Source organism: Emcibacter sp., assembly GCF_048269205.1.
Taxonomy (GTDB): Bacteria; Pseudomonadota; Alphaproteobacteria; order Sphingomonadales; family Emcibacteraceae; genus Emcibacter.
In genome coordinates, this window is the sequence record NZ_JBLXJC010000001.1 from 1186131 (window position 1) to 1209240 (window position 23110).

Consider the following 23110-nt stretch of genomic DNA (forward strand, 5'->3'; position numbering starts at 1 on the left):
TCGTCGGAAAGCATATAATGTTTGGCTTTTTTTCCCGAAAGAAGAAATTGAAAGATACCGCCTATGCGCTGTTTGGCCAGGTGGTGGAACAGGCCCGTCTGCCCGTCTTTTATGAAAAGCTGGGCGTAGAGGACAGCCTGGATGGCCGCTTTGACATGATCTGCCTGCATATGTTCATTCTGCTGCACAGGCTGCAGCAGGAGGAAACGGATGAAAGCGGACAGCTGCGACGCTATCTGAAGGAAGTCATGTTTGAGAATATGGATCTGTCGCTCAGGGAAATGGGGGTAGGGGACTTGAGCGTCGGCAAAAAGGTCAAGGCCATGGCCGAGGCCTATTATGGCCGTCAGCAGGCCTATGAACAATTTCTGGAAGAGCCGGGAGAGTTTGGCGAAGCGCTGGTCCGGAATATCTACCGGGGCCAGGAGGTAGAGGAAGAGCGGCTGAAAACCATTGTACAGTATGTAACCGATCAGGTCTCTGCCCTTGAAAAGCACGATATCAGCCATATTTATTCGGGACAGCAGGTTTTCAACCGGTATCCTCTTTGAAAAGACGCTCATGAACGAAGAAACCACATCGCCCCTTCAGTCGGAATTCTCGAGACCGATAGATATCGCTACTCTGCCGCAAAGCGGCCGGGGATTTAAAATAGAAGCCACGCCGGAGGAAGAAGCAGCCCTGGCTGAACGCTTCGGTGTCATTGCCGTCGAGAACTTAAAGTCGGAATGTGTCCTGAAGCCGGTGCGCGGCCAGAAGGCGGTTCGCTTCCAGCTGGACGCTTCCTTCAGCGCCCGTGTTGTGCAAGCCTGTTCTGTGACCCTGGAGCCGGTACCGGAAGATGTGGCCGGCAGCTTCACTGTTTATTTCGTTGACGAGGATTTTGATGAGCTGGTGGAACGGCAGGAAATTGAATTTGCCTATGATGAAGAGGATATCGAGCCCCTGATCGGCCAGGTGATCGATTTGGGGGAGCAGTTGGCCCAACATCTTTCCCTTTCCATGAACCCCTATCCCCGCAAGCAGGGAGCGAAGGGTGACGAACTGGGGTATGAAATTCTGCAGGAGGATGACGAAACTCTTGTTGCAGAAAAGAAAAATCCTTTCGAAGTACTGAAAACACTTAAACATAAGTCTTGAAGATCAGGGATATTTCATTATTGTCGTGCCGTTAGTAATAAAAAAACATATGTGCGACATAATTGATTCGATGGGACTTTGCCGGATGACCAATGCCGGCGGCAAGCAGAATCAGGAAACAGGTTTATATTGGAACGGGAACTGATCATATCTCTTGACGCGATGGGCGGCGACGATGCGCCGGAAATCGTGGTGGAAGGGGCTGCAATAGCCCGGGAACGTTATCCCAATGTGAAATTTATCCTTTTTGGTGACGAGACGGAAGTCGTGCCGCTGGTGACCAAATTCCCCTTGCTCAAGGATAACTGTGAAATCCGTCATACGGAAAAGGTTGTTTCCGCTGAGGAAAAACCGAGCCAGGCCCTGCGCCGCGGCCGTGATTCAACCATGGGACTTGCCATTGAATCCGTCCGCCAGGGAGAGTCCTGTGCGGCGGTTTCCGCCGGCAACACCGGCGCCCTTATGGCCATGGCCAAATTTATGCTGCGCACCATGCCGGGGATCGACCGGCCGGCGCTTGGCTCTCTGTTGCCCACGTCCAGGGGGGAAAGCATCATGCTGGATCTCGGCGCCAACGTGGAATGTGATGAGAACAACCTTGTTCAGTTCGCCATCATGGGGGCCGCCTTTGCCCGCACGGTGCTGGGATTGAACCGTCCTTCCGTCGCCCTGCTTAATGTGGGTGTGGAGGAGCTCAAGGGCAACGAAGTAATCAAGAATGCGGACAAGATTCTCAGGGAAGCGGATCTGCCCATCAACTATGTCGGCTTTTCCGAGGGTCACGGGCTGGCCAACGGGGAGGTGGACGTGATCGTCACGGACGGCTTTACCGGGAACGTAGCTCTGAAAATGGCCGAGGGAACCGCCAAGATGATCTCCGGCCTGCTGTCTGCAGCCCTGAAAAACTCCATCTTTTCAAAAATCGGTTATCTGTTTGCCCGTTCCGCCCTTCAGGGGCTGAAGGACCATCTTGATCCCAACAACCACAATGGCGCCGTATTTATGGGGTTGAATGGTTTGGTGATCAAAAGTCACGGCAGTGCATCAGCGTCAGGTTTTGCCAGCGCTATTGGTGTCGCTGTGGACATGGCGGCCAACGACCTGGCCGGCAAGATTACTGAAGATCTTAAGAATTTCGAAGGGCACAACAAGGTCGAAGAAGCCGTCGTCGCCGAGGAAAAAGTTTCATGAGTGTTATCCGTTCTGCAGTCGCCGGCTGCGGTTCCTATCTTCCCGAAAAGGTTGTCACAAACCTTGAACTCCAGGAAAAAGTCGATACCAGCGATGAATGGATTATCGAGCGCACCGGGATTCGCCAGCGTCATATCGCGGCGGAAGGGGAGATGACCTCTGACCTGGCGTTGAAAGCGGCCGAACGGGCGCTGGAAGATGCCGGCATGACGGCGGCGGATATTGACCTGATTGTTCTGGCCACGGCAACACCGGACCAGACCTTTCCGGCCACGGCCACAAAGGTTCAGGCGGCCCTGGGCATGACCCACGGCGCGGCCTTCGATGTGCAGGCGGTTTGTTCCGGCTTTATTTATGCCCTGACCACAGCTGACAATTTTATCCGCACCGGTCAGGCCAAAAATGTTCTGGTGATCGGGGCCGAGACCTTCTCCCGCATTCTGGATTGGGAGGACCGCACGACCTGTGTTCTGTTTGGCGATGGTGCCGGGGCCGTGGTTCTGTCCGCCATAGAAGGTACAGGAGAGAATACGGACCGGGGAATATTGACCAGTCATCTGCATTCGGACGGTCGCTATAACAAGCTTCTTTATGTGGACGGCGGTCCGTCCTCCACCCGTTCCACAGGCTATCTGCGCATGAAGGGGCGGGAAGTCTTCCGCCATGCCGTCAAGAACCTTGCCGACGTGGTGGGTGAGTCCCTGGAGGCGACGGGCCTCAAGTCGGAGGATGTGGATCTTGTGGTGCCGCATCAGGCCAATAAGCGCATTCTGGATGGTACGGCCAAAAAGCTGGGTATTGACCCGGACAAGATTGTCGTGACCGTGCATAAACATGCAAATACCTCCGCGGCATCCATCCCGCTGGCGCTGGACGAGGCAGTGAAATCAGGGCGAATCGATAAGGGTGATATCGTGATTCTCGAGGCCATGGGGGGTGGTTTCACTTGGGGAGCCTGTCTTCTACGGTGGTAATTACCATTTTTTTAACCGCTTTGCCCTAGATTCTCTCTGTTAAATCAAATTATGCAGTCCTTTAGGAAAGCCTGACATCCCTTTGATATTGACGGACTATTTTGGCTAAAGTACGCTATGGGCTGAAAACAAGGGTTAAAACACATGAGCAGTAAAACAATTACACGAGCTGATCTGAGCGAGGCTGTATACCAGGAAGTAGGCCTTTCACGGAACGAATCCGCAGAACTGGTAGAAACTGTACTGGACGAAATCGCTGAAAATCTTATCACCGGCGACAATGTGAAAATTTCCTCATTCGGAAGTTTTGTAGTGCGCGACAAAGGCGGCCGGATTGGACGCAATCCGAAAACCGGCGAGGAGGTTCCCATCGAACCGCGGCGCGTTCTGGTTTTCCGTCCGTCCCAGGTTCTCAAGGATCGCGTGAGCGGACTTAATAAAAGTTAATCCCGGATGACAGGGGGGACAGTGGCTGCCGGGTAGTCTTATCCGGCAGGTGGAGCCTTCGCCTCCCGAAATGAAAGGTACTTTTGCCGATGGCGAAACGTCAGGCCAAATCACCCAACGCATACCGGACCATCAGTGAGGTCGCCGATGCCATGGATGTTCCCCAGCATGTACTGCGCTTCTGGGAAGGAAAATTCAGCCAGATCAAGCCCATGAAAAGGGGTGGCGGCCGCCGCTACTACCGGCCCGAGGATGTGGAAATCATCCAGGCCATCCGTGCGCTTCTTCATGAAGACGGCTATACCATCAAGGGCGCCCAGAAGCTCCTGCGCGAGCAGGGGGTCAAAACCATCGTCCAGCAATATGCCAATGACAGTGACGAGCCGGACAGTGCTCCGGTGGTGGCGTCCGTCGTCAGTGCGCAGGCTGAGACCGAACCGACAGGAGAGACGGCATCCCGGCTGGAGGGACTGACGGAAATCCGCGGACGTCTGGAAAATGTACGAAAAAAGCTCAAAGGCCAGTTGCTCTCCTGAAAAACCGGCGCTATAGTGCGCCCACTTCCGGGTGATTCACCTCGAATTTTCCGGATTTCTACCAGAGATTTTTATATCGGAATGTAGCGCAGCCTGGTAGCGCACTTCACTGGGGGTGAAGGGGTCGTCGGTTCAAATCCGGCCATTCCGACCAAAAGAAACCCGCTGACCGAAAGGACGGCGGGTTTTTTTGTGCTGATTGGGGGGTAATACAGTGCAGGACAGGCTGGGTAAGTTTGTCACTGCCTGCACCTGCAAAATTATTTGGTGGAATTTAATCATTCAGGACATTGTAGGAAAGGGAAGTTAATCAGTTCATCGTTAATGAGAGTCTAAAGCATTACTAAAGTAAAAAACGGCCTCCAAAACTGGAAGCCGTCTTTATAATATTCAATTTACTAGAACAGCTAAAACTTTTAACCGCGACGTTTTCTTACAATACCAAGGCCAATAAGTCCAAGACCGACGAGCGCTAGTGGAGCGGGTTCAGGTATACTATTAGTACTGAAATTTATAGTGAGTTTTGGACGGAAACTAGCTGATGAATCAGAAGACCTGAAATATGCAACTGCATTTTGAAGATCAAAATTTCCTTCAACCCACATACCATAATTATCATAACTGTTAGAGTGCCATCCAGTTACCAATGAAGTAATATCCCATGAACGATATATACCACCAAACATGGTGTCTTCAATTAATAGTGTTGCCTCGACAAGAGGGTCGTAACTGGGGGCAGTATTAAATGTAACAGATTGTTCAGACCAAGCTGAAGTAACTCTATATAATTCATACTCACAGCCATAACAAGAATTGGCTCCGTGATACATTTCTAATGTTGCAGAATTGATATTGGCTCCTTCTGGGATGGCGCTAAGATCAAACTCGATTAACCCAATTGACCGAGTGTCATATCCCCAGTTAATAACTACGCTATCGTTGTCACCAAGATTTAAATTGGCCGCATCTCCATTGGAAATATTGGCATCTTTTCCATCTACTGAATTGGGTTGAAGGATAATAACCGAAGCTGAGGCTGGAAATGAAAAGCCAACAATAAATAAGAATATTGAAAATAACAGTTTTCTCATGGGAATCCCCTTTGACCTAAAATCAATGAATAAGCAAAATTCGCGCCAAATCGCAAAAATAGTGGGAAACCATTGAATGTAAGCAATGAATAATATTGAGTGGCAATTAATACTGTAAAGAAAGCTGACATATTATGATGTTCTTTACAGTTTTGGGAACAACGGGATAGGGGACTCTTGAATTGATGCCGGCCATTCCGACCAAAAGAAAAGACCCGGAATATTCCGGGTCTTTTTTTGTTTTCAGCCTGTATTGATCAGGGTAAATCCTTCCAGTCGCTGCTTTTTTTGCGGCAGCCGCCGTCAGGCCAGCCTTTCCAGCCGCGCCCCCGGACCACTTGCCCCGCCAGCGCGCCGGTATGTTCGCCGTCCCGGATCGTGTGCACGCCGTTGACAAAGACATGGTCCACACCGCTGGCATATTGGTGCGGTTTTTCAAAGGTGGCGTTATCCCGGATGGTGGCGGGATCAAAGATCACCACATCGGCATGGTAGCCCTCCAGCAGCAGGCCCCTGTCCTTAAGCTGCAATAGCGCCGCTGGCTGGCCGGTCACCCGCCGGACCGCTTCCTCGACGGACATGATTTTATCCTCGCGCACATATTTGGCGAACAGCCGGGCAAAGTTGCCGTAGCTCCGGGGATGGGTCATGGATTTGAGGAAGATACCCTCCGCCGGTTCGGCGTCCCCGTCCGAGCCGAGGCTGACCCAGGGCTGGGCGAGCTGTTTTTTCACATTGTCTTCCGACATGACGAAATAGATCACCTGCACCCGGCTGCCATCCCGGATCACCAGCTCCATGGCCGCTTCCTCAGGTGTGAGCTTCCACAGCTTTGCCATATCGGCCAGGGTCTTGCCGGTATATTGTTTCATGTCGTCATTTTTAAAACCGACCAGCAGAACCTTGTCCGCCGGGGTGCGCCGTCCCATATTTTCCCCCCTGGCGTTGGGGTTCTGCATGTCGTTGAGCAGTTTCTTGCGGGTTTTGGGGGCTTTCAGGCGGGCGATCCATTTCTCGATACCGCCTTCCTGCACCCAGAGCGGCATATAGGCGTCAAGACCGGTGGAGCTCGCCGGATAAGTATACATGTCGGCGCTGATCTCAAGGCCGCCGGCCCGGGCGTCCTCGATCCGCTTGATGAGCTCATCCACTTTGTGCCAGTTCTGCCGGCCGGAAAGTTTCAGGTGGTAGATTTCCGTCGGGGTGCCGGTAGCCTGGGCAATGTCGAAGGTTTCCTCCAGCGCGTCGAAAATCCGGTCTCCCTCGTTGCGCATATGGGTGGTATAGATGCCGCCGCAGCGGCCCGCTTCCCCGACCAGGGCAATCAGTTCCTGGGTAGAGGCGAAATTGCCCGGCGCATAGATCAGGGAAGAGCCCACGCCCATGGCGCCGTCCTCCATGGCCCGGACAACAACCTGTTTCATTCTTTTGAGCTGTTCCGGGGTGGGCGCCACATTATTTTCGCCGAGCTCATGCACCCGTACGCTGGCCGCCCCGATCAGCGAGGCCACATTGGGGGACACGCCGCGCCCGGTCATATGGGACAGATACTCATCCAGCGTGGTCCATTCCACCGGAAATTTGAGATCGCCCTGGCGGCGAATCATGGCTTCTTTCATCTCAGGGGTGAGGGGGCCCATGCTGCGGCCCTCGCCAAACAGCTCCAGGGTCACGCCCTGCTTGAGGTCGCTTAATCCCCGCCCGTCAATCAGAAGACTGTCCACAGCCCAGCTCAGCATATTGATAAAGCCGGGGGAGACCGCCTTGCCTTTCGCATTCACCACGTCCACGGCGGTACCGGGGGCATCCGGCCCCACATAGGCGATGCGGTCGCCTGTGATCGCCACTTCCCCGGCGTAAGGTTTGCCGCCGGTGCCGTCATAGATCATGCCGCCCGTGATCAGGATGTCATAGTCCGGGGCCGCGGGTTCTTCCTTGCCACAGGCGGCGAGGGTGAGGACGGTAATGAAAATAAAGAATGTGCGAAGCGGTCTGCGGCGATATCCCTGCGCCATGTTTATCCTCCCGGTTGGGTTGCGGGTTTATGATTGCGCACAGGATAGCATGAGTTTAGTGAGATTATTAGAGTTATCCCCTCACTTCCGCTCCGGATAGCAGGCCTCATATTCCCAGCTTGTCCGCAACTCTTCTTTTCCAGCGACCGACATGGTTTCCTTGAGGCGAGTGCGGAATTCCAGGCAGTCGATGGTTTCCGACATCACCAGCCCCTCGCGGTCCGGGTACAACTCCTCGACCAGCGCCGTGAGTTCGGTCATGCCGGCCTTATAGTCCTTCTGGGAAATACTGAGGATATATTCCTCGCCGTCGGCCTGCTCCAGCCGCATCACCAGGCGGGGCAGATGCTGCTCCTTGTCATAAAGCCAGTTGTTATACAGCTCCCCGCCGAAAGTGACGGCGAGGAAGAAGAGTATAAAACCGATCACGGTCATCTGGGATTTGGTCAGGCCGAACATGGGGGATGGTTCCTTGCGTTGTTCTCTTCCTTTTACCCTGTTCAGGACAAGTTTCAAGTCCCGGGCTAAAGATTATCCTTCGCAGAACTGTGTACTTTATTTTGACATATTTCTAAATTTAAATGTATTGTCATACGAATAATTCAGGGGAAAATTTTATGTATTTACAACGATTTATTTCTGCATTTTTTTTAGTTCTCTCTTCGGCGTTGGTCTTGTCATCCGTTCTTCCCGCTCAGGCAGCGGAAGATTTTAGCGCGTCGCCGCTGGGCAAATATATCACCGAAAACCCGGAAGAATTTGAACGGATCCGCGGTTTTGTTGCCGGACTCGCGGATTATATTGATGAACGCCTGGAAGAAACGCGCGTGGAGGCGCAGGCTCTTCCGGAGATTACCCCCTATACCAAATTCAAAATGGGCAATGCGATGACTGTCAAGGCGCTGATCGCCTGCCAGGACCAGATGAAAGCCTTTGCCGAGGCAACCAACGCGGCCACTTACACGCCCCTTGCTGTCCTGACCTATAATATCGCCGGCCGGAACTGCCGGATGGCGGCGGGCAAAATAGCCCCCTATTTCAATGCCGACTATCCGACCATGTCGCTCTGGCAGCAGAGGATGACGCCGCTTCTGCGGTATCCCGCAGGCACGGACCGCGAAGAACGGAAGACTGTGCAAGAGGCCCTAGACGCCAGTATTGATGAGCGGTATGCCGATCTGACAAATGGCAAGGCAAAAACGGCGGACACTGGCGAGAAAAAACCGGTCAGGATATCGCTGGACGAACAGGCCTATCCTCTGCCAAAAGAACCCTGGTCCTTCAACTGGAGCGAAATAGAGCAGATTCGAGCGCATGTGAAAGGCATGATGCAGAAATATGACCCGATGGCTCGCCAGAGCGACAAGCTTGAAGAATGCCGGAAGATTGTCCAGACGGAGAGAAGCGCTTCCATGCTCTATAGGATGATTACACTCTGGCTTGGGCAATGTGCAAACGGACTTTTGCAGGTATCCGGTCGCAAATATGATGCTGATATCAACGAACTCGCCCGGAACTATTACAAAAAACTAATGGAACATGAGGCAAAGGTACAGGCCGCCAATGTGAATGAACTGCCTGCTTTGCCGGGCCAGCCCTATCAGTTTGTACCTGACGAGATTGAGGCCTATAAAAAATATATGGTCAAGGCGACACAGCAGTCGCTGATATTGATGGCCGGTCTTGAAGAAAGTTACAGCGGCATAAATTATAACCGGGAAATTTGTGTGGCCACCCAGACGGACAATCTGCGCACGGATATTGAAAACGGGCTGGTTAAGTCAAACTGGCAGAGTTTTATTCAGAAATTGCAGAGATGCGCCCGGAATATCGAGCGCTATAATAAACCGGCGGGCATGCCGCTTGTCGCCGCGCTGAAGGATTATATGGCGGCGCTGCAGGCCAAACAAAGCAAACCGCTGTTTGGTAACTGACCGACAACAGCAGATCGAGGCGGTGGATAAAAGGCGGGAGGTTCCCGCCTTTTTGATTCGTTCTCTCTTGCAGGATCAATATATCTGATAGATATTATTACTTCGAACGATCGTTTGAAAATAATCCGCCGGAGTGATATTCTTTATGCAGCTTATATAGGGAAAAGGGAACCGACATGGATTTTGAATATTCCGCCAGGGTGCAGGAACTTCGCGAGAGACTGACTGCCTTCATGGAGGCCCATGTCTATCCGGCGGAGGCGGCCTATTTTTCCCATATCGAGCCCGAGGCTACCCGCTGGACCATTCCACCCATTATGGAGGAGTTGAAGGACAAGGCCAAAGCCGAAGGGCTGTGGAATCTGTTCCTGCCCGAGAGCGATTACGGCGCCGGGCTTACAAACCTGGAATATGCGCCGCTGGCGGAAATTATGGGCCGGAGCCTGATCGGGCCCGAGGCCTTCAACTGCCAGGCGCCCGATACCGGCAATATGGAAGTGATCGTGCGTTATGGTAACGCTGATCATCAGAAACAATGGCTTGAGCCCTTGCTGGACGGCACCATCCGTTCCGGTTTTGCCATGACCGAGCCGGAGGTGGCCTCAAGTGACGCCACCAATATTCAGTGCCGGATTGAGCGCGATGGCGACGACTATGTGATCAATGGCCGCAAATGGTGGACCAGCGGCGCCATGGATCCCCGCTGCAAGATCCTGATTGTCATGGGCAAGACCGATCCCAATGCGGATATTCATCATCAGCAGTCCATGATCCTGGTGCCGATGGATACCCCGGGGGTAACCCGGGTGCGCCCGTTGAGAGTCTTTGGCGATGACGATGCGCCGCACGGCCATGCGGAAATGCTGTTTGAAAATGTCCGGGTGCCGGCCAGCAATCTGCTGCTGGGTGAGGGACGGGGCTTTGAAATCGCGCAGGGCAGGCTCGGCCCGGGCCGCATTCATCATTGCATGCGCCTGATCGGTGTGGCTCAGCGGGCGCTGGAAATGATGTGCAACCGGGCCGATAGCCGGGTGGCCTTCGGTAAGCCGCTGAGCGCGCAAGGGTCTGTGCGCGAGGACATTGCCCGCAGCGAATGCGAGATCGAACAGGCGAGGCTCCTGACTCTGAAAGCTGCCGACCGCATGGACCGCTACGGCAACAAGGAAGCCCGCGACCTGATCGCCATGATCAAGGTGGTGGCGCCGCAGATGGCCCAGACGGTGATTGACCGGGCCATCCAGATTCACGGCGGCGGCGGGGTCAGCCAGGATTTCTTCCTCGCCCGTGCTTTTGCCTATGCCCGCACCTTGCGTCTGGCTGACGGGCCGGACCAGGTGCATATGATGTCGCTGTCCAAACAGTTGTTGCGTAAATACCGCGGGGGAGAAGGCTGATGTCCCGAGGGGTCAGTGAACTGGACGAGGAAAAGCTTGCTGGATACCTGGAGCAGCAGATGCCCGGCTTCATGGGGCCGCTGAAGGCTTCCAAATTTTCCGATGGCCAGTCCAACCCCACGTTTAAAATCGAGGCTGAAAGCGGCACATATGTGCTGCGCCGCAAGCCGCCGGGCGTGTTGCTGAAATCGGCCCATGCGGTGGACCGGGAATTCCGGGTCATTTCCGCCCTCCAGGGCACCGATGTGCCGGTGGCGACCCCCTATCACCTGTGTCAGGATGATGAGGTGATCGGCAGCTGGTTCTATATCATGAGCTTTGAAGACGGGCGTATCTTCTGGGACCCGAGCCTGCCGGAGATCAAACAAGAGGATCGTTGGGACTATTTCGATGAAATGAACCGGGTTATGGTGGCGATCCACGAGGTGGACCTGGAAAAGACCGGGCTCACAGACTATGGCGCGCCGGGCAATTATTTCGAGCGTCAGACCGGGCGCTGGTCAAAGCAATATGAGGCGAGTCGGACTGACAAGTTCGAGGCCATGGAGCATCTGATGACTTGGCTTCCGGAAAATATACCCACGGACGACGGCAGCATCAGCCTGATCCATGGCGATTACCGGCTCGATAATCTGATTTTCCACAAGGACAAGCCGGAAATCATTGCCGTGGTCGACTGGGAGCTGTCGACACTCGGCCATCCGCTGGCAGACCTGTCCTATCAGTGCATGCAGTGGCGATTGCCCCGGGAATCCCCTGGTATTCGCGGACTGGGCGAGCTCAAGCGGGCCGAGATCGGCCTGCCCACCGAGGCGGAATATGTCCGGCAATATTGCGAACGCCGCGGGATCGAGAAGATTGAGGGCTGGCCCTTCTATCTGGCGTTCAACTTCTTCCGGCTCGCCGCCATTGTCCAGGGAGTTTACAAACGAGCGCTGGACGGCAATGCCTCCAGCCAGAAAGCACATATGTTAGGGGCGCTAGTACCTGTAATTGCCCAATATGCCATTGACGTGATCAACAGGGGAGAAGAAATCAAATGAGCGCTTATGATTACAAGGGAAAAACCGTCCTGATTACCGGTGCCGGGTCTGGTATCGGCCGGGCGGCGGCGCTGGCTTTTGCCAAAGCCGGTGCAGAACTGGCCCTGTCCGATGTGGACCGTGATCCATTGACCGAAACCGTGCGCGAGGCTGAGGCGCTGGGCGCCACCGTGGCTCACTGCCTGTGCGACGTCAGGGACAAGGTGCAGGTGCAGAATATGATCGAAGGTTCCATCAGTGTTCTCGGCCGTATTGATGTGGCTGTCAACAACGCCGGGGTGGAGCATGAACTGCTTCCGATCTCCCAGTGTGATGATGAGCAGTGGCACCGGATTATCGATGTCAATCTCAAGGGGGTCTTTTACTGCCTGAAATATGAATTGCTGCATATGATTGAGCGCAATAAGGGGGGCGTTATTCTTAATGTGGCTTCTGTGGCGGGGATTTCCGGTGCGCCGCTGATGGGGCCCTATGCGGCCAGCAAGCACGGGGTTGTCGGGCTGACCAAAACGGCAGCTGTAGAGAATGCACGCTTCAACATCCGGATCAATGCTATCTGCCCGGGTATGACCCACACGCCCATGGTGACCCGCTTCCGGAATGAGGAACAGGACAGGGCAACAGTTGACAAGGTTGTCGGGGCGGTGCCCATGCGGCGATTTGCCACAGTTGATGAGATTGTTAACGGCATCCTATGGGCCTGTGCGCCGGACAACAGTTTCTTGACGGGGCAGACCGTGGTACTGGATGGTGGCCTTACAGCCTCCTGATCAGGTCCGAAATGGCACCACGGTGGTCTTGGTCACGGTGCGCAGGGAGAAGTTGCTCTTGATCTGGCTGACGCCAGGCAGGGCGGTCAGCACGTCCATGTGCAGCCGCTCATAGTCGGAGGCGTCAGAGACAATCACCCTAAGAAGATAGTCTGCATCCCCCGACATCAGGTAGCATTCCATGATCTGGGGGCATTCCTTTACTTTGACTTCGAATTCAGCCAGCTTTTCCTTGGTCTGTTTTTCCACTGTGATCTGGACAAAGACATTGTCCGGATAACCGGCGGCTGTCTGGTCCACAACGGCGGAATGGCCGGTAATGATGCCTTCTTCCTCCAGTGCCTTGACGCGCCTGAGGCAGGCGCTCTGGGACAGGCCGACCTTTTCCGCCAGGTCGGCATTGCTGATGCGCCCGTCTTCCTGTAGAATTTGCAGGATGGCAAGATCGATCTTGTCTAGCTGTATGTGGTCAAACTTCTGTCTCATAATTAGATATATACGCAATAATCTGCGAATAAACAAGTTTATCATGGCCTTCTTTGCAAGGACATGCGGTGGCTTTTGCATTATTCTTGCGTCTTCGCACAGGACAGGGAGAGATCACATGATTATCGGTGTGCCAAAAGAGATCAAGGTTCATGAGTATCGCGTCGGCCTGACGCCGGGAAGCGCCTCGGAATTTATCCGCAATGGCCACCAGGTATTTGTCCAGACTGCAGCTGGCGAAGGTATCGGCTTTACCGATGACGCCTACCGGGCTGTTGGTGCGGAAATCCTCTCCACTGCTGAAGAGGTTTTTGCCAAGGCGGAAATGATCGTCAAGGTCAAGGAGCCGCAGCTTAACGAATGCGCTATGCTGACCGAAAAGCACCTGCTGTTCACCTACCTGCATCTCGCCCCCGATCCTAAACAGACCGAGGCGCTGATGGCGTCTGGCTGTACCGCCATTGCCTATGAGACGGTGACGGACAAAGCCGGCGGCCTGCCGCTTCTGGCGCCCATGAGTGAAGTGGCCGGGCGTATGTCCATCCAGGCCGGGGCCCATGCCCTTGAGAAGGAAAAAGGCGGCCGTGGTCTTCTGCTCGGCGGTGTTCCCGGTGTGGCGCCGGCGAAAGTGGTGATTATCGGTGGTGGCGTATCCGGCATGAATGCAGCGGAAATCGCTGTCGGCATGGGTGCGGATGTGAGTATTTTCGATCGTAATATCGATGTGCTGCGCAAGCTGGATAACCGTTTCCAGAGCGCTGTGAAAACCCGCTTTTCCACCGGTCACGACCTGGAAGAGGCCGTGCTCGCTGCCGACCTGGTCATCGGTGCGGTTCTGGTGGCCGGTGCTGCGGCACCGAAGCTGGTGTCGGCTGAAATGGTGAAAAAGATGAAAGAAGGCGCGGTGCTGGTGGATATTTCCATCGACCAGGGCGGCTGTTTCGAGACCTCCCACGCCACGACCCATGCAGACCCCACCTTCATCGTTGACGGTGTGGTACATTATTGTGTGGCCAATATGCCCGGCGCGGTGGCCCGGACTTCCACCTTTGCCCTTAATAACGCCACCCTGCCGTTCGGGCTTGCGCTGGCCAACAAGGGCTGGAAGCAGGCGGTGGCCGATGACCCGCACCTTAAAAACGGAGTCAATATCTCCGCAGGCCATGTGACTTACGAAGCCGTGGCCCGCGATCTGGGCAAGGAATATCATCCGATCTAGACCGGACAGGATAACTGTTTGAAACAAAAGGGAGGCATTGCCTCCCTTTTTTTGTTATTTTCATCTGAAACAGTACCAATTGTCCCTCATTTGTGTTTTATAGGGGCAAGGTAAAAACAGACTGCCCGCCAGGGCAGCATCATACGGACAGACGAGAATGGCAGACGACAAGCTCAAAGAAACTTCCCTCAGATATCACTATGAGCCGGTGCCCGGCAAACTGGCCATCGTGCCGACCAAGCCGTTGGCTAACCAGCGCGACCTGGCCCGGGCCTATTCTCCGGGGGTGGCCTATGCCTGTGAGGCTATTGTCGAGGACCCGGCCGAGGCGGCGAACCTGACCATCCGCAGCAATCTGGTTGGTGTGGTGACCAACGGCACGGCGGTTCTGGGGCTCGGCGCCATCGGGCCTCTGGCGGCCAAGCCGGTAATGGAAGGTAAGGCGGTCCTGTTCAAGAAGTTCGCCGGTATCAATGTCTTTGATATCGAAATCGATGAACGGGACCCGGAAAAATTGATCGATATTGTCGCCTCGCTGGAACCCACCTTCGGCGGTATCAATCTCGAAGACATCAAGGCGCCTGAGTGTTTCATTGTCGAGAAAGCCCTGAAAGAGCGGATGAATATCCCGGTTTTCCATGACGATCAGCACGGTACCGCCATTGTCGCCGGTGCCGCCATCTATAACGGCCTTCGTGTGGTCGGCAAGGAACTCAAGGACGTGAAGCTGGTCTCCACCGGCGGCGGTGCCGCTTCGCTGGCCTGTCTCGATGTGCTGGTCAGCATGGGGCTGCCGAAGGAGAATATCATCTTGGTGGATATCGAAGGGGTGGTCTACAAGGGGCGGAAAAAAGACATGAACCCCTATAAAGACCGCTATGCCGTCGAGACGGACATGCGGACCCTGGACGATGCCATCGGCGGGGCGGATGTGTTTCTGGGGCTGAGTGCGCCGGGAATTCTCAAGAAGGAAATGGTCGCTAAAATGGCCGATCGGCCGTTTATTCTGGCCCTGGCCAATCCGACACCGGAAATCCTGCCTGCGGATGCGATGGAGGTGAGGCCCGATGCGGTGATCGCCACCGGTCGTTCCGATTATCCCAACCAGGTCAACAACGTGCTGTGTTTCCCGTTCCTGTTCCGCGGGGCGCTGGATGTTGGTGCCACCACCATCAACGAGGAAATGAAGGTAGCCTGCGTGAAGGCCATTGCCGATCTGGCCTATCGGGAAACGTCTGAACAGGTCGCCGATGCCTATCGGGGTGAAGAGCTGAAATTCGGGCCGGACTATATTATTCCCAAACCTTTTGATCCCCGCCTGATCCTGGAGGTCGCCCCGGCTGTGGCCAAGGCGGCCATGGAGTCCGGCGTGGCGACCCGGCCGCTGGCGGATATCGATGAATACCGGGAGAAGCTCGGCAACTTTGTGTTCCGATCGAATATGCTGCTGCAGCCGCTGCTTGAGGAAGCCAAGAGCCTGAAAAAACGGGTGATCTATGCGGAGGGGGAAAGCGAGTCCGTGCTTCGTGCCGTGCAGGCGGTTGTGGATGAGCAAATGGCCCATCCTATTCTAATCGGCCGCCCGGAAGTTGTGGCCCAGAGGATTGACAAGATGGGCCTGCGCCTGAAACAGGGCGAGGACTTCGAACTGGTCAACCCGCAACAGGACGAGCGCTACCGGGAATACTGGCAGCTTTATCATTCCCTGGTCGGGCGCAAGGGGGTTTCCATCGAGGCCGCCAGGACAATTGTCCGTACCAACACCACGGTGATTGCCGCCCTGGCGGTGCTCAGGGGCGAGGCGGATGCCATGATCTGCGGCAGCTATGGCCGTTTCGATTTTCATATTCGCTATATCATCGAGGTGATCGGCAAGCGCTGTGGATCGCAGGATATTTCCACTCTCAGCACCCTGATCCTGCCGCGTCAGACTTTGTTCCTGGCCGATGCCTTCATGGGGTTGGACCCGACGGCGGACCAGATAGTGGAAACCACCATCGCCGCTGCCCGCAAGGTGGAGCAGTTCGGCCTCAAGCCCAAGATTGCTTTGCTGTCCCATTCCAATTTCGGTTCCTCCCGGGCGCCGTCCGCCCGCAAGATGCGGCAGGCGTCCCGTATCCTGAGAGATAAATTCCCCGACATGGAAGTTGACGGGGAAATGCATGCGGCAGCGGCGCTGGATGAAGCCCTGCGCAATGAACTGATTACCGACAGCCGCCTCAAGGGGGCGGCCAACCTGCTGATCTTCCCGGATCTCGATGCGGCGAATATCTGCCTGGATATGGTCAAGAATATCGACAACGGTCTGCTCGTCGGGCCGATCCTTCTTGGCGCGGCCCAGTCAGCACATATCGTCACACCGGCTACCAGTGCGCGCGGCATCTTTAATATGACGGCCATTGCTGCCGTGGATGCCAAGAATAACGCGTCTCGGGAAGATGTGAAGCCGGGCGGGTCAGACTGACCCGCTGCCGCCATACAGGGTGATCAGATGGCGGATCATCAGAATGGCAATCAGGATAAAGACGAACTGCAGGCCGTTCCACGGAATGGTCCAGGCGCGGCCGATTTCCTTCGGTCTGCGGGCCATAATATTGGCAAGTCCTGTGAGGACCAGGCTGAGGGCCAGAAGGCTGTAAGTTGTGACGATATCCATGGATGCTCCGCAAACCGTTTCCCGGCTCTAGGTAAGCATCAGGGCGCACACTGTCAATATTGAATGATGAAACCAAACTGTCCGAGAGCCGGGGCGCGGTTCAGTGTCAGGGCAGGGTTGAATTCATGGCTTCCCGGCGGCGCATAGAGCTGGGGGTCAACCGTATGTTTGATTCCCCGTCCCACGAGAAAATAAATGCCTTTATTAATCTGATACCTTAATTTAATAACATAACTATTTGAAAAATAATTGTTATTATTTAATTCAAGGTCGCTGGATATGGTCAAACTATCCTTGTAACTGCTGCTCACCTGAAAGGACTGGGCCTCTTTGGCAGGCGCACGCAGGTACAGTTTCAGATCCTGGGAATGTGCTGTTCGGGGAAACAGGAAGATCACCACAATGAGGCCGGTCAGCAGAAAAAGACTGCTGAGATGAATGATGCCTCCATTGCAAACGGCGCTTCTTTCCATGTCAAAAAGTCTAGGTGTCGTCAGTTAAGGATTTATGATTTTTTGCTAAAACTTTAGCTAAAGTTAACCAGGCCGGTCCTCTGTCGTTTCAGGTTTTTTCTAACACCTTGAAAACAGAAAGGCGATAAGATAGGAACGTTGCAGAAAGGGATGGCCATGATTAATGAAGACCATAAAAAAAATAACCGGCAGATCGCAGTCTGGCTGTTTTCTGTTTGTGCCCTGATCTTCCTGATGATTGTTGTGGGGGGAATCACGCGCCTCACCGAAAGCGGTCTCAGTATGGTGAACTGGCATCCCATTCACGGGGTGGTGCCGCCGCTGAACGAGATGCAATGGCAGGAAGAGTTCGAGGCCTATAAACAGTATCCCGAATACCTGAAGGTCAACAGCGGGATGACGCTTGACGAATTCAAGGGCATTTTCTTCTGGGAATATTCACATCGCATTCTTGGCCGCCTGATCGGGCTCGCCTTTTTCATCCCCTTCATGGTCTTCCTGTTGCGGGGGCGGGTGGAGACGGCGCTTAAACCCAAATTGTGGGTCATGTTCATTCTCGGCGGCTTGCAGGGGCTTCTCGGCTGGTGGATGGTGAAAAGCGGTCTGGTGGATCAACCGGATGTCAGCCATTATCGCCTGACCGCCCATCTGGGTCTGGCGGTATTGATCTATCTTTACATATTCTGGGTCGCGCTTGATCTGGTCTCTCCGCGAAATGGCGAAACCAAGTTCACGCGGCCGGGAGCGGTTCTTGTTTGGCTTGTCTTTGGCCAGATCCTGCTCGGCGGGCTGGTGGCCGGGCTCAATGCCGGATTCATCTATACCGATTGGCCATTGATGGACGGGCAGATCATCCCCGAGGGGCTGTTTTATGAGAGTCCCTGGTATATGAATTTCTTTGAGAACCTGATGACGGTGCAGTTTGACCACCGGATCGGCGCCTATATCATTACGGTGCTGGCTGTCTGGTTGTTCTGGAAAAGCCGGGAATACCGGCCTGTGGCGGGCAGGCTGCTTCTCGCGGCGGTGCTGGCGCAGGTAACGCTTGGTATCCTGACGCTGGTTCATGTAGTGCCGATCCCGCTGGCGGCCCTTCACCAGGCAGGGGCTGTTGTGCTACTCTCTGCAAGTCTTTATTTCCTGCACCGGCTGAAACAGGAGAATTGAAATTTCTGACTACTGTACGCTGTATGTTACTTGCAAAGACCGGGAAGAGGCTCTTGAGCTTTCCCGGGCCCTTGTTGAGGAGAAGCTCGCAGCCTGCGCCAATATCTTTGACGGCATGACATCGGTCTATGTCTGGGAAGGAAAAACCTGCGAAGATGCAGAGGTAGTGGTGTTGCTCAAGACCCTGGATGATAAGCGGGAGCGGGCCATTGCCCGCATCATTGAGCTTCATTCCTATGACGTGCCCTGCGTCACCGTCTGGCCTATTGAAGGAGGCAACCCGGCCTATTTGAAATGGGTGACGGACAGCCTGGGCAGCGCATAAAAAAGAACCGGCGAATTTCTTCACCGGTTCCTGCAATTCTGATTATATCCTGTTTAGCTGTTCAGGGCCTGATCCAGATCGGCCTTGATGTCCTCCACGTCCTCGATGCCGATGGACAGGCGCACAACATCCGGTCCGGCGCCGGCCTTGACCTGTTCCGCTTCCTCAAGCTGCCGATGGGTGGTGGAAGAGGGATGGATGATCAGGCTCCGGGTGTCGCCGATGTTGGCCAGGTGTTTGAACAGCTTCACATTACGCACCACACTGACACCGGCTTCATAGCCGCCCTTGACGCCGAAGGTCATGACAGCGCCTGCGCCCTTCGGCATATATTTTTGCTTCAGGTCATAATAGGGGCTGTCTTCCAGTCCCGCATAGGACACCCATTCCACCTTGTCATGGGCTTTCAGGAATTTGGCCACTTCGAGGGCGTTGTCCGCATGCCGCTGCATACGCAGTGGCAGGGTCTCGATTCCGTTCATGATCAAAAAGGCGTTCATGGGGGACAGAGCCGGGCCCAGATCGCGCAGCCCCACGGCCCGGCAGGCGATGGCAAAGGCGATGTTGCCCATGGCTTCCCCGAATGCGTCGCCGAAGACCATGCCGTGATAGGAGGCGTTGGGTTCGGACAGAGTGGAATATTTACCGCTTTTCATCCAGTCGAATTTCCCGGAGTCGACGATCACCCCGCCGATGCTGTTGCCCTGACCGCCCAGGAACTTGGTCAGGCTGTGCACCACAATGTCGGCGCCGTGCTCGATCGGGCGGCAGAGGTAGGGGGTGGCCAATGTATTATCCACCACCAGCACAATGCCGGCCTCATGGGCCACATCGGCGATAGCGGCGATGTCGGTAACGACACCGCCCGGGTTGGCCAGGCTTTCGATAAAGATGGCTTTGGTATTGGGCGTAATGGCCGCTTTCATTTTCGCCGGATCGGGATCAACGAAGTTTGCGCCCCAGCCGAATTTCTTGAAACTCTGGCCCAGCTGGGTCATGGAGCCGCCATAAAGTTTTGTCGAAGCAAGGATTTCGTCGCCCGGTTCCATCAGGGTATGGAAAGTGATCAGCTGTGCGGCATGGCCGGAGGCAACGGCGAGAGCGGCAGGTGCACCTTCCAGGGCGGCCATGCGGCCTTCAAGAACGCCTACGGTCGGGTTGGTCAGGCGGCTGTAGATATTGCCGAATTCCTGCAGGTTGAACAGGGCGGCAGCCTGTTCAGGGCTTTCAAATTCAAAGGAGGCCGTCTGGTAAATGGGGGTGACAGCAGCGCCTGTGGTCGGGTCTGACTGGGCGCCGGCATGGATGGCAAGTGTCGAAAACTTGTGCGAGTCTGACATGGTTTTGTTCCTCAATTCAAATATGTGGCTTTTTGATTTGTTTTTTGTTTGTAAAATCAAGGGGGTTATCTATGAGGTATTATAATACCATAATTTCAAGTCCTTGAATTTTAAAGGAAATATATCATTGACATTTATTTTGTAAATGGCATATTGCGCGCCATTGCTATTTATCGAGTCCCGGTCTGATCCGGAGGCCCGGAAAATAACACCGGAACACCAAAAAGCCGGCCAGCTTTCTGAATATTTCAGAGGCTGGTTGGCTTAAGTCAAGGAAAACGAAGATGAAAACCTTTTCTGCTACACCGGCAGACATTGAAAAGAAATGGTATGTGATTGACGCCGAGGGCGTTGTCCTGGGCCGTCTGGCCTCCATTGTCGCCAATCGTCTGCGCGGTAAACACAAGCCGTCCTTCACACCGCATATGGATGACGGTGACAACATCATTATTATCAATGCCGAGAAAGTTAAACTGACCGGTAAGAAAATGGATGACAAAATTCATTACTGGCACACCGGTTACCCGGGTGGCATCAAAAGCCGCAACGCCAAGCAGATCCTGGAAGGCGAGCATCCCGAGCGTCTGATCACCAAGGCTGTACAGCGCATGATCCCGAGCGGCCCGCTTGGCCGTCAGCAGATGCGCAACCTGCGCGTTTATGCCGGTACCGAACATCCCCATACCGCCCAGAACCCGGAAGTTCTGGATGTTGCCGGTATGAATGACAAGAACACAAGGAGCCGCTAATCATGGCTGAAGAAAAGAAAACTCTTGAAGACCTGAAAGAGATCACCTCTGAAGCCACCGTTGCGGTTGCTGCCGAGGAAGTTGCAGTCGAGCCGAAACTGGATGCCCAGGGTCGCGCCTATGCAACCGGTAAACGTAAAGACGCGGTAGCCCGTGTCTGGATCAAGCCGGGTTCAGGTAAAATCACTGTCAATGGCCGTGACCAGCTGGTTTATTTTGCCCGCCCGACACAGCGCCTGATCGTGAACCAGCCGTTTGAAGTAGCTGGCCGCAAGGATCAGTTCGATGTGGACTGCACCGTAAAAGGTGGCGGTCTGTCCGGTCAGGCCGGTGCCGTACGTCACGGTATCAGCAAGGCTCTGACATATTACGAGCCGGGTCTGCGTCCGGTCCTGAAAGCCAACGGCTTCCTGACCCGTGATGCCCGTGTCGTAGAACGTAAGAAATACGGTAAGGCAAAAGCCCGCCGGAGCTTCCAGTTCTCCAAACGTTAATACTGTTTCAGACGACAGCAGATGTTTTAAAGCCGCCTTCGGGCGGCTTTTTGTATTTGGGCAGTTAGGGAATTGTTAATCACCGGCATCATATTTTGGGTCTGCTAGGCTTTAGGTAATTCAATCGAGCTTCGATTCCCAGGGGGTGTCGACGGATCATGCTGGAAAAACTTATTCAAAAGCTTCTGTATGATGTTGATGAGGCCGGTGAGGCCAAGCCGGAAGAGCGTACTTTCGGTCTCAGAAGCCGGCCGACCCCATCAACTGAGCAAAAGCTGATCAAATTGCTTTCCGAGAGTCCCATGGTGAATACGGGGCGTATTCAGCTATTGGGGCTGCAGGAACTGAAGGAAAAACTTGGCGACCACTGGCCGGGTGTCCGGGAGTCAGTTCTGATCGGACTTGAGCAGATCGTCCGCAAGAGAATAAGCGACGAGGATGTTTTCTTTTCCAGAAGTGAAGAGGAGCATCTTGTTGTGTTTGCTCATCTTGGAGAAGATGAAGCAAGACTGGTATGCGCGAAAATCCTTCAGGAATTGTCAATCAAGTTTCTGGGACAGGTCGAAACCAGGGAAATAGTCGTTCGTACAGCGGTTGGCCAGTTCGATGGAAATCTCACCTTTCAGGAAGATACCCTTCATAGCGTATTGTCGAGCGCCAGCGTGCAGAATAAGGACATAGCCTCAGGTAATGGGCAGGACAATGACGGGAGCAGTTCACGGAACGCCGGTAATATACTGAGTTTTCTGTCGGGAGAAAAAGAACGCATCAGGAAAAAGTTCAAGGCCACCTACATCCCGGTCTGGGACAGGAAACACGAAGTTTTGTCCACATATGCAGTCGATTGTCATATGAGAGGCGAGGTTGCCACCGGCGATTACTCCAGCCTTATCGGACGGCTCAAGAGCCGGGACAAGGTCTGTCTGGACCATATGCTTGCTGAGGAAGCCGGAAGCAAGCTTCTGGAATTCTATGGTAAAAAGTACAGGGCCGTATTCAGTCTTCCGGTCAGTTATGAAACAGTATTTAATTCCCATCTCCTGGCAGCCTATGTTCAGAAATTAATGCATATTCCCAAGGAGCTGTCCCGTTACACGTCGATTACCCTGAAGGAATTTCCCGCCGGGACTCCCAGCGCCAAGATATTTTATATTTCGTCGTTGCTGCGACAGTACAGCCCGACCGTGATGCTGGAATTTTCTGGCAATCCACCCCCGCATCCCGAGTCTTATGGAGAATGCGGCTTGCAAGGTGTCATTCTGCAACTGAATTCAGAAAAAACGCAGGACGAGAACTACTGGACCTCGCTTTCGACGGCGGTGAGCCAGTTTCACAAGATACATCTCAGAACAATGCTGACAAAGGTGTCAGCGCCAGAGGAGATGCTTCTCGCCAATGAATGCGGCTTTGATTTCCTCTCCGGAGATGCGGTAAAACGAAGTACAACAAAACCGGCACATATGCTCAGGATCAGTTGTCAGGAACTTCTCACCAAATAAACAGATCTCTCAAATTCCCGCCCATCGCAAGGGCTCACGACCACCCCCTCTACTTTATGACCTGTCCAGTAAATAGGGAAGTCGCCTTCGGGCGAGTTTTTTTGTGAACTTATTGTCAGAGGAGAAATAATATTAGTAAATTATTAATAAGAAAAATCTTAATATAA

The 23110-nt window shown here is 54.1% G+C and carries 24 protein-coding genes and 1 tRNA gene; 18 read left to right on the top strand and 7 right to left on the bottom strand.

Annotated elements, in window-relative coordinates:
• The first annotated feature begins 17 nt into the window (after window positions 1–17).
• The 7 genes from ACN0YD_RS05560 (at window position 18) to ACN0YD_RS05590 (ending at window position 4442) form a co-directional block, all read left to right on the top strand.
• Entirely contained in the window at window positions 18–551 is a 534-nt protein-coding gene (locus ACN0YD_RS05560) for a ubiquinol-cytochrome C chaperone family protein (protein ID WP_417317654.1), read from the top strand.
• A gap of 10 nt (window positions 552–561) precedes the next feature.
• Window positions 562–1140: a YceD family protein gene (locus ACN0YD_RS05565; RefSeq protein ID WP_417317655.1), complete on the top strand. Its 579-nt coding sequence runs from the start codon at window positions 562–564 to the stop codon at window positions 1138–1140.
• A gap of 129 nt (window positions 1141–1269) precedes the next feature.
• Window positions 1270–2331 carry a phosphate acyltransferase PlsX gene (gene plsX / locus ACN0YD_RS05570; RefSeq protein ID WP_417317656.1) on the top strand — a complete coding sequence of 354 codons (1062 nt, stop codon included), beginning with the start codon at window positions 1270–1272 and terminating at the stop codon, window positions 2329–2331.
• Complete coding sequence (locus ACN0YD_RS05575) at window positions 2328–3305, top strand: beta-ketoacyl-ACP synthase III (RefSeq protein WP_417317657.1); 978 nt, start codon at window positions 2328–2330, stop codon at window positions 3303–3305. Before plsX ends, ACN0YD_RS05575 begins: the two co-directional genes overlap by 4 nt.
• Window positions 3306–3449: 144 nt before the next feature.
• Entirely contained in the window at window positions 3450–3752 is a 303-nt protein-coding gene (locus tag ACN0YD_RS05580) for an integration host factor subunit alpha (protein ID WP_417317658.1), read from the top strand.
• Between the two features lie 89 nt (window positions 3753–3841).
• Entirely contained in the window at window positions 3842–4288 is a 447-nt protein-coding gene (locus tag ACN0YD_RS05585; RefSeq protein WP_417317660.1) for a MerR family transcriptional regulator, read from the top strand.
• A gap of 77 nt (window positions 4289–4365) precedes the next feature.
• A tRNA-Pro gene (locus tag ACN0YD_RS05590) sits at window positions 4366–4442 on the top strand.
• 262 nt (window positions 4443–4704) lie between these two features.
• Here the strand turns inward: ACN0YD_RS05590 and ACN0YD_RS05595 are convergent.
• The 3 genes from ACN0YD_RS05595 to ACN0YD_RS05605 form a co-directional block, all read right to left on the bottom strand.
• Window positions 4705–5379 (bottom strand): DNRLRE domain-containing protein, encoded by a 675-nt coding sequence (locus ACN0YD_RS05595; protein ID WP_417317661.1) that lies wholly within the window; start codon window positions 5377–5379, stop codon window positions 4705–4707.
• Between the two features lie 257 nt (window positions 5380–5636).
• Entirely contained in the window at window positions 5637–7394 is a 1758-nt protein-coding gene (locus ACN0YD_RS05600) for an N-acyl-D-amino-acid deacylase family protein (RefSeq protein ID WP_417317663.1), read from the bottom strand.
• An 81-nt stretch (window positions 7395–7475) separates the two neighbouring features.
• Window positions 7476–7853, bottom strand: coding sequence for a hypothetical protein (locus ACN0YD_RS05605; RefSeq protein ID WP_417317665.1), 378 nt, complete (start codon window positions 7851–7853; stop codon window positions 7476–7478).
• 215 nt (window positions 7854–8068) lie between these two features.
• Between ACN0YD_RS05605 and ACN0YD_RS05610 the strand changes: the two genes are divergently transcribed.
• From ACN0YD_RS05610 to ACN0YD_RS05625, 4 genes are all read left to right on the top strand, one after another.
• Window positions 8069–9328: a hypothetical protein gene (locus ACN0YD_RS05610; RefSeq protein WP_417317667.1), complete on the top strand. Its 1260-nt coding sequence runs from the start codon at window positions 8069–8071 to the stop codon at window positions 9326–9328.
• A 176-nt stretch (window positions 9329–9504) separates the two neighbouring features.
• Window positions 9505–10722 (top strand): acyl-CoA dehydrogenase family protein, encoded by a 1218-nt coding sequence (locus tag ACN0YD_RS05615; RefSeq protein WP_417317669.1) that lies wholly within the window; start codon window positions 9505–9507, stop codon window positions 10720–10722.
• A complete protein-coding gene (locus ACN0YD_RS05620) occupies window positions 10722–11765 on the top strand; it encodes a phosphotransferase (RefSeq protein WP_417317671.1) in 1044 nt (347 codons plus the stop codon). Before ACN0YD_RS05615 ends, ACN0YD_RS05620 begins: the two co-directional genes overlap by 1 nt.
• Window positions 11762–12535: an SDR family NAD(P)-dependent oxidoreductase gene (locus tag ACN0YD_RS05625; RefSeq protein WP_417317673.1), complete on the top strand. Its 774-nt coding sequence runs from the start codon at window positions 11762–11764 to the stop codon at window positions 12533–12535. Before ACN0YD_RS05620 ends, ACN0YD_RS05625 begins: the two co-directional genes overlap by 4 nt.
• Here the strand turns inward: ACN0YD_RS05625 and ACN0YD_RS05630 are convergent, their stop codons facing one another.
• Window positions 12536–13021 (bottom strand): Lrp/AsnC family transcriptional regulator, encoded by a 486-nt coding sequence (locus tag ACN0YD_RS05630; protein WP_417317675.1) that lies wholly within the window; start codon window positions 13019–13021, stop codon window positions 12536–12538.
• A 118-nt stretch (window positions 13022–13139) separates the two neighbouring features.
• Here ACN0YD_RS05630 and ald point away from each other — a divergent pair, with 118 nt between their 5' ends.
• Together ald and ACN0YD_RS05640 are read left to right on the top strand one after the other, a co-directional pair.
• On the top strand, window positions 13140–14240 hold the full coding sequence (gene ald / locus ACN0YD_RS05635) for an alanine dehydrogenase (RefSeq protein ID WP_417317677.1): 1101 nt from the start codon (window positions 13140–13142) through the stop codon (window positions 14238–14240).
• Between the two features lie 157 nt (window positions 14241–14397).
• Window positions 14398–16704: an NADP-dependent malic enzyme gene (locus tag ACN0YD_RS05640; protein WP_417317678.1), complete on the top strand. Its 2307-nt coding sequence runs from the start codon at window positions 14398–14400 to the stop codon at window positions 16702–16704.
• Here ACN0YD_RS05640 and ACN0YD_RS05645 read toward each other — a convergent pair.
• Both ACN0YD_RS05645 and ACN0YD_RS05650 read right to left on the bottom strand, forming a co-directional pair.
• The gene (locus tag ACN0YD_RS05645) at window positions 16696–16896 is read right to left on the bottom strand and encodes a hypothetical protein (protein ID WP_417317680.1); all 201 of its coding nucleotides are present in this window, start codon (window positions 16894–16896) and stop codon (window positions 16696–16698) included. The genes ACN0YD_RS05640 and ACN0YD_RS05645 overlap by 9 nt on opposite strands.
• A gap of 53 nt (window positions 16897–16949) precedes the next feature.
• Entirely contained in the window at window positions 16950–17369 is a 420-nt protein-coding gene (locus tag ACN0YD_RS05650; protein WP_417317682.1) for a hypothetical protein, read from the bottom strand.
• 156 nt (window positions 17370–17525) lie between these two features.
• Between ACN0YD_RS05650 and ACN0YD_RS05655 the strand changes: the two genes are divergently transcribed.
• Window positions 17526–18536: a COX15/CtaA family protein gene (locus ACN0YD_RS05655; RefSeq protein ID WP_417317684.1), complete on the top strand. Its 1011-nt coding sequence runs from the start codon at window positions 17526–17528 to the stop codon at window positions 18534–18536.
• Window positions 18537–18555: 19 nt separating this feature from the next.
• Window positions 18556–18861: a divalent-cation tolerance protein CutA gene (gene cutA / locus ACN0YD_RS05660; protein ID WP_417318853.1), complete on the top strand. Its 306-nt coding sequence runs from the start codon at window positions 18556–18558 to the stop codon at window positions 18859–18861.
• 53 nt (window positions 18862–18914) lie between these two features.
• Here the strand turns inward: cutA and ACN0YD_RS05665 are convergent, their stop codons facing one another.
• Window positions 18915–20201: an O-acetylhomoserine aminocarboxypropyltransferase gene (locus ACN0YD_RS05665; RefSeq protein ID WP_417317685.1), complete on the bottom strand. Its 1287-nt coding sequence runs from the start codon at window positions 20199–20201 to the stop codon at window positions 18915–18917.
• 284 nt (window positions 20202–20485) lie between these two features.
• On the opposite strand from ACN0YD_RS05665, the gene rplM reads away from it, so the two are divergent.
• From rplM to ACN0YD_RS05680, 3 genes are all read left to right on the top strand, one after another.
• Window positions 20486–20950: a 50S ribosomal protein L13 gene (rplM, locus tag ACN0YD_RS05670; protein WP_417317687.1), complete on the top strand. Its 465-nt coding sequence runs from the start codon at window positions 20486–20488 to the stop codon at window positions 20948–20950.
• Between the two features lie 2 nt (window positions 20951–20952).
• Window positions 20953–21444 (top strand): 30S ribosomal protein S9, encoded by a 492-nt coding sequence (gene rpsI / locus ACN0YD_RS05675; RefSeq protein WP_417317689.1) that lies wholly within the window; start codon window positions 20953–20955, stop codon window positions 21442–21444.
• 158 nt (window positions 21445–21602) lie between these two features.
• The gene (locus tag ACN0YD_RS05680) at window positions 21603–22943 is read left to right on the top strand and encodes a hypothetical protein (RefSeq protein WP_417317691.1); all 1341 of its coding nucleotides are present in this window, start codon (window positions 21603–21605) and stop codon (window positions 22941–22943) included.
• Window positions 22944–23110 lie beyond the last annotated feature (167 nt).

What these genes read in the sequence shown, in the direction of transcription:
- ACN0YD_RS05665 (WP_417317685.1), bottom strand. Translation starts at nt 20,201, where the DNA reads ATGTCAGACTCGCACAAGTTTTCGACACTTGCCATCCATGCCGGCGCC.
- ACN0YD_RS05575 (WP_417317657.1), top strand. Translation starts at nt 2,328, where the DNA reads ATGAGTGTTATCCGTTCTGCAGTCGCCGGCTGCGGTTCCTATCTTCCC.
- ACN0YD_RS05680 (WP_417317691.1), top strand. Translation starts at nt 21,603, where the DNA reads ATGCTGGAAAAACTTATTCAAAAGCTTCTGTATGATGTTGATGAGGCC.
- ACN0YD_RS05595 (WP_417317661.1), bottom strand. Translation starts at nt 5,379, where the DNA reads ATGAGAAAACTGTTATTTTCAATATTCTTATTTATTGTTGGCTTTTCA.
- ACN0YD_RS05640 (WP_417317678.1), top strand. Translation starts at nt 14,398, where the DNA reads ATGGCAGACGACAAGCTCAAAGAAACTTCCCTCAGATATCACTATGAG.
- ACN0YD_RS05600 (WP_417317663.1), bottom strand. Translation starts at nt 7,394, where the DNA reads ATGGCGCAGGGATATCGCCGCAGACCGCTTCGCACATTCTTTATTTTC.
- ACN0YD_RS05620 (WP_417317671.1), top strand. Translation starts at nt 10,722, where the DNA reads ATGTCCCGAGGGGTCAGTGAACTGGACGAGGAAAAGCTTGCTGGATAC.
- rplM (WP_417317687.1), top strand. Translation starts at nt 20,486, where the DNA reads ATGAAAACCTTTTCTGCTACACCGGCAGACATTGAAAAGAAATGGTAT.
- ACN0YD_RS05615 (WP_417317669.1), top strand. Translation starts at nt 9,505, where the DNA reads ATGGATTTTGAATATTCCGCCAGGGTGCAGGAACTTCGCGAGAGACTG.
- ACN0YD_RS05580 (WP_417317658.1), top strand. Translation starts at nt 3,450, where the DNA reads ATGAGCAGTAAAACAATTACACGAGCTGATCTGAGCGAGGCTGTATAC.
- rpsI (WP_417317689.1), top strand. Translation starts at nt 20,953, where the DNA reads ATGGCTGAAGAAAAGAAAACTCTTGAAGACCTGAAAGAGATCACCTCT.
- ACN0YD_RS05585 (WP_417317660.1), top strand. Translation starts at nt 3,842, where the DNA reads ATGGCGAAACGTCAGGCCAAATCACCCAACGCATACCGGACCATCAGT.
- ACN0YD_RS05565 (WP_417317655.1), top strand. Translation starts at nt 562, where the DNA reads ATGAACGAAGAAACCACATCGCCCCTTCAGTCGGAATTCTCGAGACCG.
- ACN0YD_RS05655 (WP_417317684.1), top strand. Translation starts at nt 17,526, where the DNA reads ATGATTAATGAAGACCATAAAAAAAATAACCGGCAGATCGCAGTCTGG.
- ACN0YD_RS05560 (WP_417317654.1), top strand. Translation starts at nt 18, where the DNA reads ATGTTTGGCTTTTTTTCCCGAAAGAAGAAATTGAAAGATACCGCCTAT.
- ald (WP_417317677.1), top strand. Translation starts at nt 13,140, where the DNA reads ATGATTATCGGTGTGCCAAAAGAGATCAAGGTTCATGAGTATCGCGTC.
- ACN0YD_RS05630 (WP_417317675.1), bottom strand. Translation starts at nt 13,021, where the DNA reads ATGAGACAGAAGTTTGACCACATACAGCTAGACAAGATCGATCTTGCC.
- ACN0YD_RS05625 (WP_417317673.1), top strand. Translation starts at nt 11,762, where the DNA reads ATGAGCGCTTATGATTACAAGGGAAAAACCGTCCTGATTACCGGTGCC.
- ACN0YD_RS05605 (WP_417317665.1), bottom strand. Translation starts at nt 7,853, where the DNA reads ATGTTCGGCCTGACCAAATCCCAGATGACCGTGATCGGTTTTATACTC.
- ACN0YD_RS05645 (WP_417317680.1), bottom strand. Translation starts at nt 16,896, where the DNA reads ATGGATATCGTCACAACTTACAGCCTTCTGGCCCTCAGCCTGGTCCTC.
- ACN0YD_RS05650 (WP_417317682.1), bottom strand. Translation starts at nt 17,369, where the DNA reads ATGGAAAGAAGCGCCGTTTGCAATGGAGGCATCATTCATCTCAGCAGT.